We start from the raw sequence: 12,595 nt of genomic DNA, 5'->3' as shown, positions 1-12,595 counted from the left end.
GTTTTAAAAGACATATGCAAACCACCTTTATTTGATAAGATGATTATACCATATGTCTTTCATCAATAATAGTTATTTAATTAGTTGGAAATACCTTTTGACCCCAGCATCTTGCCATGACCAGCGCCCCTTGGCTCGGAGTAGGAGCTAGAGGGCGCTGGTCATGGCAAAAAGAGACAGATTATCCGGTAATGAGGCGGTGGCAATCGCTCTGAGACAAATCAATCCGGATGTATTTCCGGCATTCCCTATCACACCATCTACGGAAATTCCTCAGTATTTTGCTTCTTTTGTGGCAAATGGACAGGTGGATACGGAATTTATCCCGATCGAGAGCGAGCACAGTTCTATGAGTGCGGCAATCGGAGCTTCCGCAGCAGGTGCGCGAAGCCTGACAGCGACGTCTTCCTGCGGACTTGCGTATATGTGGGAGGAATTATATATTGCAGCTTCCAACCGTCTGCCGCTGGCACTGGCACTGGTGAACCGTGCTTTGTCCGGCCCGATCAATATCAACTGTGATCATTCCGACAGTATGGGTGCAAGAGATGCAGGCTGGATTCAGATGTATGCGGAGAACAACCAGGAAGCATATGATAACATGGTACAGGCATTCCGGATTTCCGAGCATAAAGATGTGAGACTTCCGATTATGATCTGCCAGGATGGATTTATCACCAGTCATGCAGTTGAGAATATTGAACTGCTGGATGATGCGGAGGTCAAAAATTTTGTCGGTGAATATGAGCCGGAGAATTACCTGTTGAATCCGGAGTGCCCGATGGCAGTCGGCCCGTATTCCATCACGGATTACTATATGGAAGCAAAAAGAAACCAGGCAGAAGGTATGAAAAATGTAAGCCGGGTCGTAAAAGAAGTGGCAGACGAATTTGCGTCGCTTTCCGGAAGGCAGTATGGTCTGTTTGAGGAATATTGTCTGGACGATGCAGAAGTTGCAGTTGTGATGATCGGTTCTGCCGCAGGAACGACAAAGGATGCGATCGATAAGCTGCGTGCAGTAGGAGTAAAAGCAGGTCTTCTGAAGATTCGTCTCTATCGCCCATTCCCGGCAGAAGAGATTGCAGAGGCACTGAAACATGTGAAAGCGATAGCGATTATGGACAGGGCGGAAGGTTATTCTAATCACGGAGGTCCTCTTGGAGCAGATGTGATGGCAGCCCTGTTGCGTGCACATTCCCAGGCACTCGCCGTGAACTATATCTATAGCCTTGGCGGACGTGATGTTCGTGTAGAGGACATGGAAGGCATATTTAACACCCTGAAACAGATCGTTGAGACAGGTGACGCAGGGGGGACCTACCGTTATCTGGGAATTAGAGAATAAGGGGGACACGAAGAAGATGAGCTATAATTTCAAAGAGACGATGAATAAACCGGAACGTCTTGCTCCGGGCCATAGAATGTGTGCCGGATGCGGCGGAACGATTGCAGTAAGAAATGTACTTCGCGGGCTTCACGAGGGAGACAAGGCCGTAATCGGTAATGCGACCGGATGTCTGGAGGTATCTACCTTTACTTATCCTTACACTTCATGGGAGGACAGCTATATCCATAATGCATTTGAAAATGCAGGCGCAACCTTAAGCGGTGTGGAAGGCGCATATAAAGCATTGAAAAGAAAAGGCAAACTGGATGAGACTTATAAATTCATTACCTTCGGAGGGGACGGAGGAACCTATGATATCGGATTCCAGTCGCTGTCCGGAGCTATGGAGCGTAACCATGATATGGTTTACGTCTGCTATGATAACGGAGCTTACATGAACACCGGTATCCAGCGTTCTTCTGCGACTCCGATGTATGCAGATACGACCACAACACCGGTAGGAAGTAAGAGCAACGGAAAACCGCAGAACCGTAAAGATCTTGCTGCGATTATTGCAGCACACGATGTTCCGTATGTGGCACAGACTACATTTGTGCAGAACTTTAAGGATTTACATATCAAAGCAGAAAAAGCCATTTACACGCCGGGAGCAGCCTTCCTGAATATCATGGCGCCATGCCCGCGCGGATGGAGATACAATACTCCGGACATTATGGAGATCTGTAAACTGGGTGTGGAGACCTGCTATTGGCCGCTGTTCGAGGTAGTAGAAGGAAAATGGATTTTGAATTATGAGCCGAAGAAGAAACTTCCGATTGAAGATTTCTTAAGACCACAGGGAAGATTTAAACATTTATTCAAGAAAGAAAATGAGTATCTTCTGGAAGAGTTCCAGAAGGAAGTGGACAGAAGATGGGATGAGCTTCTGTTTAGGTGCTCAAGATAGAGTTCAAGTACGCCGAGGCGTACTTGAATGATGAAGCGGACGTTGGAAGAAGCACTTTCTCCGCAAAACCTTTGCCTGGGATTTTTCTAAAGCTTTTTGCTCACGCGCAGTAAGTGCCAAAAGCAACGGCCCCACTAAGAGATGGAAAACCAGGAGCCTTTTGTATTAATTTGCCCGGAATTTTTCAGTTTACTGATTTCAGCTGACATGGCACTGCGTTCTACACCCAGATAATCTGCCAGTGCCTGTCGGTTATAAGGAATTACGAACTCCGTGCTACCGTGCTGTTTGGCTTGATCTAAAAAATAGGCCATTAATTTTTCTTTTGTTGATTTCTGTGACATATATCGGATTTTTTGTGACAGTGCCAAATTCTTTTGTGCCATCCCCTGAAGTAAATTCTTCATCAGGCGATTGTGAAAATGACAGGAATTGGAGCATGAGGTGAGAACACGTCTGCAATCCAGAAGGAGTACCGCACTGTCCTTGACGGCAATAACGCTTACAGGCATGGTTTCAAGACCGGCAAAAGAAAATACTTCTGCAAATAATTCTCCAGGCTGGAGGCAGGTCATTATGCTTCGGTTACCGTAATAATCTTCCCGGATCACTTGCACTGTACCGGAAAGAACAACACCTAAAAACCGGGCAGGGGTACCCTCAAGAAAAACTGGACTGCCTTTCGGGACATTAATAGTTTTACCATTCAGACATGCTATCATAGCATTCAAATCAGATTGTTCAATACCATCAAATAATGGGCATTTCGATAATATTTCAAAAAAATCTTTCACATTAATCCTCCTTTGTTGGAATTCCAACAGACATTCTTTTGCCAGTATAATAGAATAAGCTTGTAACGTCAAGTGCAGCAAATAAAAGGGAGGAAATACAATGATACGTAAAATTATTCAAATAGATGAAGAAAGATGTAACGGCTGCGGGGCATGTGCTGCAGCATGTCATGAGGGGGCCATTGGTATGGTGGATGGAAAAGCAAAGCTGCTTAGAGATGACTATTGCGATGGACTGGGAGATTGTCTTCCTACATGTCCCACAGGAGCGATTTCCTTTGTGGAGCGGGAGGCTGCTGCTTATGATGAGGCAGCCGTTCTGGCTGCAAAAGCGAAAAAGGAACAGCCGCTGCCTTGCGGTTGCCCGGGATCTGCAGCAAAAGCTATCAAACGTCAGGAGACTGATTCTGTATCAATCGCACCACAAGAATCTGAGCTTCGGCAATGGCCTGTTCAGATCAAACTGGTACCTGTGAAGGCTCCATGGTTTGATGGCGCAAAGCTTTTGGTAGCTGCGGATTGTACCGCTTATGCTTATGCTGATTTTCATAAGGACTTTATCAAAGGACGTATTACACTGGTAGGATGTCCTAAGCTGGATGCTGTGGATTATGGTGAAAAATTGACTGAGATTATCCGCAATAATGATATTCGCAGTGTTACAGTGGTACGGATGGAAGTGCCTTGCTGTGGAGGTATTGAAAATGCAGTGAAAACAGCACTTCAGGATAGCGGGAAATTTATTCCGTGGAATGTGGTGACGATTGCAACTGACGGTAGCATTATAGAAAGAGTGTAAGAATGCGGATGTGGCTAAATTGCAGGATGAGAAGATTACTGTTTCCTATTAATGCTTAGGAAACGTTTCTTCTCATTCTCGGGTTCACAGTCGTCGATTCATTTTGTTTGCCAATGAAACGGTTTATAATCATTCATGTGTGAAAAACTGTTTGGTATAATTCTTCTGCTCCCCGGTCTGCTTATCAAAGGTGATGCCCAGGGCCCCCAATTTTAGTCTTACAACCTGATGATCCAACTCTAAGGGTACATTGAGCATGTGGTTTTCTAATTTCCCATTGTTTTTGACAAGATACTCTACACCGAACGCCATTACAGAAAAAGACATATCCATAACATCGGCAGGGTTGCCATTTGCGTATACGAGATTGGCAACCCGTCCATCAGCAATAACAAACAAGTGATTGCCGTTTTCAAGGGTATACTCATCCAGATTTAAGTCCCTCAAAGGGACGGAGGTTTTGAAATCGGACACTGATTAGATCCAGAACCGGCATTTTCAGAATCGTTCTGGCAATGCTTTCTACAACAAATATCTGACATAATCGATAGCTTCTTCTGTCCGAGGACTGTTTGCAATGATTCCTAAATATACTATGTCACTAAATCCAGCATCAGAAATCATAGATGTTTGTGATAAATCCAGTCCAAATGGATGTTCTTCCGTGACTGCTTGATAAGTAATAGAGGGATCCAGCTGCAGATCGGTGGAATTGTCTTCAAGGATGACAGTATTTGTTACCAGATGAGGCTTTAATCGGTTATATAAATCTACATCTTCACTTGAAAGCAGTTCTTCCAGATCGCAGAGATATCCGTTTTGTGAAAAGGCATCAAATGCTTCTTTATTCATAAGGACAACATCCAGCTGTTTCCCGTCAATGGAAGCCAGGATCTTCATGCGGGATGCATAGGTGTATTCGTGATAGGGATTGGTCTCATCGTCGGTCAAATATAATCCGGTATATAGCTGCATGGTGGTTTTGGAAGTGTCTTGATCAAGAGAATCCAGAAAACCGGTGCTCAGTTGTTCAGTAAGGGAATCGCTTGCAGATACGTTGACTAAGGCAGTATAGAGGATTTTTTCCTTGTGGGTAAAATGTCCGTAAAGGGAATAACCAAGTATGTACAGAAGAATGCAAAGTACCACAATGGGCAGCTTATAATAATCCCAAATATACCGGATTTTTTGTGGCCCATGAAGGGTTTTCAGTTTTTCCAGCTCCGGTGACGCTTTTTGTTTCAGCTTCATGAGAATTCCTTTCTACTATGGTTTAAACGGCATCTGCCCAGACTGAAAACCTGTGACAGATACCGATAGGCAGTTATTGTGAATCGTCCGGTGAGGAGTTTTCGACAGACTCTGATTTCTCTTCGCACATCAACAGGATATTGGAAAGCAGGTAAGAACACAGGAAAGCGCAGAGTCCTTCACCAAAAATAATTGCGGGTGTAAAGATGTTTATGATTACGAAAATCATAATAAAGTAAATTACAGCCATCAGCACGGTGCAGAGCAGAAAGCGCATGCCAATCATAATTGAGTTTTTAAACATGGCCAGAGTTGTATTATTAAATCTGGCAAGAAGCGGAAAAATATACATCAATATGATGGCGTATGCAACGGCTGCTACAATCAAAACGGCGGTACAAATTGTCCAGAACGCATTCTCAAAACGAATGTGATACAGAACATAACCGTCTATTCCGAAGAGGATTCCAAATCCCAGAAGAATTAGCCAGATGACGGTTCCCTGTTTGAAATTCTCACGGAAAGAGTGGAAAAAGGCTTTTGTGATATTGCCTTCTTCGTTTTTGACCATTTTTAAAGTGACATAATATAATGCAGTTGTAGAAGCACCGATGGTAAAAACTGGAAGGCTGCAAAAAAACCACAGGATGTTAAGATATACTGCATTAACGATTTTTGTAATGAATTGCATGACCGGATTATCCGGGTTAAGTAAGCTGTTCATGATAGTCTAATCCTCCGTAGATTCTCTGTAGATCAGGTCAGTTTCAACGTGCATGGTTCGATAGTTTAAATCTGGTTCCTTTATTCGCGATATTAATAAATGTACTGCGTAGTAGCCCATGATCTGGCTGTGTATATGGATGGTTGTCAGAGAAGGCGTTATGATTTTTGATTCCGGAGAATCATCGAAACCGCAGAGGTACACATCTTTCGGAACAGAATAGCCAAGCCTCTTTAAAGCCTTTATGGCATCCAGAGCTACGAAATCATTTGCACAGATAAACACCTGAGGAAGCTCTTTCATATTTTTCAGACGATCTGTCAGGATCTCCTCATATTTGCGGGAAAATGGTTCGCGGTCAAGAATACTGTATTCGTCAGATATAGGTAAACCAAGCAGGTACATGGCATCGCGGTATCCCATATAACGTTCAAAAAAGGAATGGCAGTGCAGATAATCTCCGATAAATCCAATTTTTGTTTTTTTCCTTCGAGACATTTCCTCTACAAAGCGATAAATATTAGTGCGGTTGTCCATATATAACTTGTCTGCTACCAGCGGTGAACCCAGAGGATCGGCCGGAGTGTCAACAAAAAGGACAGGCAGATCAAGAGAGCAGACCATATGGCTATATGCGGAATCGAACAACTCGATGCAGACGATTCCGGCGGTCCTTTCTTTCGCAAAGGAAGGCGGGAGCAAAAGCCGGTGAAGGTCATCCGGAAGAATGCGGTACATGGTCAGACTGTAGCCTAACTGGGAAAGCTCTCGCTGAAATTTGTCCAGCATTGTGGATGCAAAATGGGAATTACCCAAAAAACTTGTGGTAAACAGCGCGATTTCACCGCGTTCATTCGGGGCGGAAAAAGAAAGGGACGGTTTGCCTGTGTCTGCAATTGTTACATATGAAAACTGTTTATATCCCATTTCCATTGCTTTTTTTAAAACTTTGTCTCTGGTTGCATCAGCAAGGATGCCCGTATTGTTAATCGCCTTAGAAACAGTGTTTCTGGAAACACCGAGGGCGTCAGCTATATCCTGTATGGTTACTCTGCCGGCCATATAATCCTCCTAATTATGTGAATGATTGTTACATAATATATTATAAAATGCAAAACAAAATGTGTCAAATGTAATAATGAAAAAAATTAGGTAAAAATGCATAAAAATAAAATGCTATAATTATAATAAATATACAATAATGTGACAAAAGTAAAAAAATGTAAAAACAATAAAGGCAAAATGCCAGAATTATATTGACCAAATGTAAAATATGTGGTATAAAATAATCATGAAATCTTGAATTTACTTTTACATTTGCACAACTAGATTGAGACGGCATGGATATATGTAGATGCAAAAGTATGGGGAGAGAAAAAAAGGAAGGAGGACAAAATGAAAACAAGTTCTACAGTTGTTTCTGACAAGAAACAGAACAAAAACTCAGCAGGTCTTCATAACACGCTTCTGTATTTAAAACAGCATTGGCAGTTGTACGTGATTTTCCTGCTGCCGGCCTTGGCGCTTACTTTGATTTTCAAGTATATTCCGATGGGCGGCATCATGATTGCTTTTCAGAAGTATAATCCGATCAAAGGTATTCTGGGAAGTGAGTGGGTAGGATTCAAGTATTTCGAACGGTTTTTGTCATCACCGGATTTTATGACTTACCTGATCAATACCCTGAAGCTTAGTGTTTACGGTTTGTTATGGGGGTTCCCGGTTCCGATTCTATTGGCATTTCTGCTGAATCGAATCCAGAGTACGGGAATAAAGAAGAAAATTCAGCTTGTTCTGTACTTGCCGAATTTTATCTCCGTAATTGTATTGTGTGGTATCGTGCGTATTTTCCTTTCAGTTACGGGACCGGTCAATTTACTGTTTGGTACGAGCATTAATTTCATGACCATGCCGGAAGCATTCCGTACCATTTATATTGCCAGTGGTATCTGGCAGGGAGCAGGCTGGGCATCTATCATGTATACGGCGGCGCTTTCTAATGCCAGTCAGGAATTGAAAGAGGCAGCGTTGATAGACGGTGCGAACATATTCCAGCAGATTAAAGCCGTGGAGTGGCCTGCGATCAAGGATTTGGTTGTGATTCAGTTTATTATGCAGGCGGGTAATATTATGAGTATCGGTTTTGAAAAAGCCTATGCATTGCAGACGGATTTGAACCTGCCCGCATCAGAAATTATCGCTACATATGTTTACAAAAAAGGTTTGCTGGATGGAGATTACAGTTTCTCGACAGCAGTAGGTTTGTTTAATACGGTAATCAATGTTATTTTGCTGGTAGTAGTGAATAAGATTGTTGCCAAAATGAATGATGGTAAAGGATTATAAGGAGGAGCGAGATGAAAAAGAAAAGCAGATTTGCCAGATATTCTCTACAGGATAAGGCGTTGCTGATGTGCGGATACATTTTGCTTGGACTGTTTGTGGTTGCCATTATAGTTCCTATGATTTATATTGTCGTAGCTTCTTTTATGGATCCGGTTACCCTGCAGAATAAAGGTATTACCTTTGATTTTAGCAAATGGACTCTGACTGCATATGAACGTGTTATTTCAAATAAGCAGATTTGGGTAGGCTTTAAAAATGCAGTTATTTATTCTGTTGTGTTTACCGTTGTGTCAGTTGCAATAACACTTCTGGCGGCATACCCGATGTCAAGAGCAGATTTTAAAGGACGAGGATTTTTTAATGTGATTTTTGTAATTACCATGTTCTTTGGAGGCGGATTGATTCCTACTTATTTGTTGATCAGCAATCTGGGACTGCTGGACAGTATGTGGGCAATTATTCTTCCTGGAGCCTTCAGTGTATGGAATATGATTATTGCAAGGACATACTATCAGGGAATTCCTGGTGAATTGAGAGAAGCGGCAGATGTAGATGGTGCCAATGAGCTGGTGTTCTTTTTTAAGATTTTGATTCCGGTATGTACTCCGGTTATTGCAGTGTTGGCATTATGGCAGTTTGTTGGTATGTGGAACAGTTACTTTGATGCAATGATTTATTTGAACGACTCAGCAAAACAGCCGTTGCAGTTGGTGCTTCGTTCTATTTTGATTCAGAATCAACCGGAATCAGGAATGATTTCTGATATGCAGAGCACAGCAGCAAGAGCACAGCTGGCAGAACTTTTGAAATACGCAACAATCATTATTTCAAGTTTACCGCTTCTGGTAATGTATCCATTCTTCCAGAAGTATTTCGACAGCGGTATTATGGCTGGTTCTATAAAAGGATAATGAATGAAAGGAGCAAAAAAATGAAAAACAAATATTTTAAGCGCATAGTTGCCGTGATGCTGGCAATGGGAATGGTTGTATCACTTACAGCGTGTGGCGGAAAGAGCACTAAAAAATTGAATAGCGGGGAATTTCAAGAAGTGGATAAGTCTGAACTGGAGTTTCCATTAAAAGAGACGACAACTTTAACTGGTATGACCAGTTACCCTGCAAATACGGAGTCAAATCCTAACAACCGTACAATCTTTAAACGTTTACAGGAAAAGACAAATGTCGAGATCGAATGGACGGCAATCCAGTCAGACCAGTGGGGAGATAAAATTACCCTCAACATGTCAAATCCGGACACTTTAACAGACTTTATCTTCACGGCAGGTTTTAGCGATAGTGATCTTCTTAAATATGCGGATCAGGGAATTATTATTCCATTGGAAGAATACATCGACGCATATATGCCGAATTTGAGTGCAGTATTTGAAAAATATCCGGAATATAGAACCATGTGTACTGATTCTGAAGGACATATCTGGGCTCTTCCGTGGATTGAACAGCTTGGCTCAGAAAAGACAGCAATCCAGACAGTTGGAAATATGAGCTTTATTAACAAAAAGTGGCTGGATTTCCTTGGACTGGAAGTTCCGACAACGGTAGATGAATTTGAACAGGTTTTAATTGCTTTCCGCGATCATGCATCTGAACTGCAGGCAGAATTCAATATTGACGGAAGCATCATTCCGATGGCATGTATTGTAAATGATGGTGACCAGGATCCGAGCATCCTCATCAATGGTTTTGGTGAAGGATACGGCGATGCTGATAAGGGAAGACATATTGCAGTTACTGATGACCTTGAAGTAATCTGTTCCGCAACACAGGAAGGTTATAAGAAGGGAATCGAATGGCTTCATTCTCTGTATGCAGAAGGTCTGATTGATCCGGAAGCATTTACACAGGAATGGTCTACTTACGTATCAAAAGGAAAATCCGGACGTTACGGCGTATGCTTTAGCTGGGATGTAGCAAATATTGACAATCTTCAGGATTGGGTTCCGCTTCCGGCATTAACAGCTGATACAAGAAATATCACTCCGCAGAATGGTTCTTTTACAAGTGGATTTGACCGTGGACGTTGCGTAGTAACAGCAGTTGCAGAGAATCCGGCTCTTGTATGTGCATGGCTGGATCAGATGTATGATCCGTTCCAGTCTCCGCAGAATAACTGGGGAACTTATGGCGAGGATGATGAGTTTGATATCTTTGAACTGGGTGAAAACGAGAACGGTGAGGAAATGCTGAAGCATGCTCCGCTTGGAGATGCATCTCCGGTTGAAGTAAGAGAAGCAGAGTGTGTTGGAGGTCCGCTTGCAATCCTGGATGAATACTATGGTGTATATGTAACATGCCCTGATGATGCACAGTATCGTTTGGATTGGATTAAAGATTACTATACTCCGGATATGAATACAAAATATGTATATCCAAATGTATTCATGTCTCAGGAAGATACAGAAGAACTTTCCAATCTGCAGGCAGATATCCAGAAAACAATCAATGCGAAAAAATCAGACTGGATCATGAATGGATTTACAGATGCAGACTGGGATAAATACTTGAAAGATCTGGATGCATATGGTCTGCAGGATTATCTGGACATTTTCCAGAAATATCTTGACAGCTACTATGAAAATGCAGAATAATAAAACGTTGACACTAGATAAATAATAATCGTAGGAGCAGAAATATATGACAAGTCAGACATTACGAGAAGCACGGAAGTATGAAGAAACTTATGACAAGAGAATAGCACTAGAAGACAGGCCGGGATTCCATTTATCAACAAGGGTTGGCTGGCTGAATGACCCCAATGGTTTCTCTTATTATGAGGGGAAGTACCATCTGTTCTATCAGTACCATCCATATGATCCGTATTGGGGACCGATGCACTGGGGACATGCAGTGAGTGAAGATTTGCTGCACTGGGAGTACCTCCCGGCAGCTTTGGCACCTGATATGAGCTATGACAGAGACGGATGTTTCTCCGGAAGTGCGGTGTCACTTCCGGATGGGAGACAGTTGTTAATGTATACGGGTGTTAAGAGAATACCTTTGGAAGAGGGTGGGTTCCGTGATGAACAAACTCAGTGTCTGGCAGTGGGAGATGGCCTTGATTATGAAAAATATGAAAAGAATCCCGTGCTTGATATGAAGAATATTCCAGAAGGGTGCAGCAAAGCAGATTTTCGTGATCCTAAAATGTGGGTAAATGAAGATGGAACCTATAGCTGTGTGGTCGCAAACCGGGCAGCAGATGGCAGTGGACAGCTTTTGCTGTATACCAGTAAGGATGGTTTTGAATGGAAGTTCAAAAGTGTTTTGATCGAGAATCATAACCGGTTTGGTGTTATGTGGGAATGTCCGGATGTGTTTCACCTTGATGGAAAAGATGTGTTGATGTGCAGTCCGATGGATATGCTTCCTGAGGGATTTGAATATCACAATGGTAATGGAACTTTATATCTGTTGGGAACTATGGATGAAGAGAACGGTACATTTAAGGCGCAGACGGATCATGCAGTTGATTATGGGATTGATTTTTATGCACCTCAGACGATTCTGACACCTGACGGCAGGAGAGTGATGATTGCGTGGATGCAGAATTGGGACACCAGTCGTCTTCATCCCAAGGAAACTCCATGGTTTGGACAGATGACACTTCCAAGAGAACTCTCTGTAAAAAATGGTAGAATATATCAGAATCCTATTCGTGAGCTGGAGAAGCTGCGACACAATAAAGTAGAATACAAAGATGTTGTTTTCACAGATACTATCAAACTGGATAAAGTGAAAGGAAGAAAAGTTGATCTGGAAATTGAACTGGAACCTGTAGAGGGAAAAGAACTGTATAAAAAGTTTGCAGTACGTTTTGCACAGGATTGCCAGTATCATACTGCAGTCAGCTTCCGCCCTTACGAATCTATTTTGAAGGTGGATCGTAAGTTTTCAGGTTCCAGAAGGGCAGCAATTCATCAGAGACGAAGCCAGGTTTCTTCAGAAAATGGAAAAATTAAACTGCGCCTGATATTGGATTGGTTCAGTGCCGAGATCTTTGTTAATGACGGAGAGCAGGTGATGACGATCACTCTATATACTGACCAGGCAGCAGATGGAATTTCCTTCTTCGCAGATGGAAGTGTAAAGATGAATGTTGTGAAGTATGATTTGATAGGATAACTTAGTGATCGGGACGTTCGATGCTGGGGGCAAAAGCCCTGGTATCGAACGTCCCTCTTTTGCTTTTTGTTGCTATTTAATTTATAAGTTTCTACCGTAGTTTTCGGTATATTTGGTGTCGATTGTAACTATATCCTTCCCATATTCTTATGCCAATAGAGGATTTTCTGCATAGTTCGAAGACCCTTTCACATAGTGAAAGAGTTTTCTAAAATTCAACGCTGCGATTTTACTTCCGAAGAAGA

General features: G+C 42.4%; 12 protein-coding genes. 7 read left to right on the top strand and 5 right to left on the bottom strand.

The genetic code is table 11. The features are described from left to right. Window positions 1-163 precede the first annotated feature (163 nt). Together porA and ACTNBF_RS15445 are read left to right on the top strand one after the other, a co-directional pair. The gene (porA, locus tag ACTNBF_RS15450; RefSeq protein WP_441089615.1) at window positions 164-1,345 is read left to right on the top strand and encodes a pyruvate ferredoxin oxidoreductase; all 1,182 of its coding nucleotides are present in this window, start codon (window positions 164-166) and stop codon (window positions 1,343-1,345) included. Window positions 1,346-1,361: 16 nt separating this feature from the next. Beyond that, window positions 1,362-2,294 (top strand): thiamine pyrophosphate-dependent enzyme, encoded by a 933-nt coding sequence (locus ACTNBF_RS15445; protein WP_441089614.1) that lies wholly within the window; start codon window positions 1,362-1,364, stop codon window positions 2,292-2,294. A 134-nt stretch (window positions 2,295-2,428) separates the two neighbouring features. Here ACTNBF_RS15445 and ACTNBF_RS15440 read toward each other — a convergent pair whose 3' ends face one another. Continuing rightward, window positions 2,429-3,088: a Crp/Fnr family transcriptional regulator gene (locus ACTNBF_RS15440; protein WP_441089613.1), complete on the bottom strand. Its 660-nt coding sequence runs from the start codon at window positions 3,086-3,088 to the stop codon at window positions 2,429-2,431. A 100-nt stretch (window positions 3,089-3,188) separates the two neighbouring features. Between ACTNBF_RS15440 and ACTNBF_RS15435 the strand changes: the two genes are divergently transcribed. Then, complete coding sequence (locus tag ACTNBF_RS15435; protein ID WP_427820855.1) at window positions 3,189-3,887, top strand: ATP-binding protein; 699 nt, start codon at window positions 3,189-3,191, stop codon at window positions 3,885-3,887. A gap of 129 nt (window positions 3,888-4,016) precedes the next feature. Here the strand turns inward: ACTNBF_RS15435 and ACTNBF_RS15430 are convergent, their stop codons facing one another. From ACTNBF_RS15430 to ACTNBF_RS15415, 4 genes are all read right to left on the bottom strand, one after another. Further along, window positions 4,017-4,361, bottom strand: coding sequence for a hypothetical protein (locus tag ACTNBF_RS15430; protein ID WP_427820854.1), 345 nt, complete (start codon window positions 4,359-4,361; stop codon window positions 4,017-4,019). A gap of 48 nt (window positions 4,362-4,409) precedes the next feature. Continuing rightward, entirely contained in the window at window positions 4,410-5,138 is a 729-nt protein-coding gene (locus ACTNBF_RS15425; protein WP_427820853.1) for a hypothetical protein, read from the bottom strand. Between the two features lie 73 nt (window positions 5,139-5,211). After that, window positions 5,212-5,862 carry a YesL family protein gene (locus ACTNBF_RS15420; RefSeq protein ID WP_427820852.1) on the bottom strand — a complete coding sequence of 217 codons (651 nt, stop codon included), beginning with the start codon at window positions 5,860-5,862 and terminating at the stop codon, window positions 5,212-5,214. Between the two features lie 6 nt (window positions 5,863-5,868). Continuing rightward, entirely contained in the window at window positions 5,869-6,924 is a 1,056-nt protein-coding gene (locus tag ACTNBF_RS15415; protein ID WP_427820851.1) for a LacI family DNA-binding transcriptional regulator, read from the bottom strand. 333 nt (window positions 6,925-7,257) lie between these two features. Between ACTNBF_RS15415 and ACTNBF_RS15410 the strand changes: the two genes are divergently transcribed. From ACTNBF_RS15410 to ACTNBF_RS15395, 4 genes are read left to right on the top strand one after another with little or no spacing between them, the layout of a single operon-like run. Then, window positions 7,258-8,208 (top strand): ABC transporter permease, encoded by a 951-nt coding sequence (locus ACTNBF_RS15410; RefSeq protein ID WP_427820850.1) that lies wholly within the window; start codon window positions 7,258-7,260, stop codon window positions 8,206-8,208. A gap of 11 nt (window positions 8,209-8,219) precedes the next feature. Continuing rightward, window positions 8,220-9,119, top strand: coding sequence for a carbohydrate ABC transporter permease (locus ACTNBF_RS15405; protein WP_427820849.1), 900 nt, complete (start codon window positions 8,220-8,222; stop codon window positions 9,117-9,119). Window positions 9,120-9,139: 20 nt separating this feature from the next. Further along, window positions 9,140-10,816 carry an extracellular solute-binding protein gene (locus tag ACTNBF_RS15400; RefSeq protein WP_427820848.1) on the top strand — a complete coding sequence of 559 codons (1,677 nt, stop codon included), beginning with the start codon at window positions 9,140-9,142 and terminating at the stop codon, window positions 10,814-10,816. Between the two features lie 46 nt (window positions 10,817-10,862). Then, entirely contained in the window at window positions 10,863-12,350 is a 1,488-nt protein-coding gene (locus ACTNBF_RS15395; protein ID WP_441089612.1) for a glycoside hydrolase family 32 protein, read from the top strand. The last annotated feature ends 245 nt before the right edge of the window (window positions 12,351-12,595 follow it).

This window comes from Bariatricus sp. HCP28S3_A4, assembly GCF_052066395.1.
Classification (GTDB): Bacteria; Bacillota; Clostridia; order Lachnospirales; family Lachnospiraceae; genus Allocoprococcus.
The sequence above is the reverse complement of the archived record's forward strand: the minus strand, read 5'-3'. Positions and strand labels throughout refer to the sequence as shown.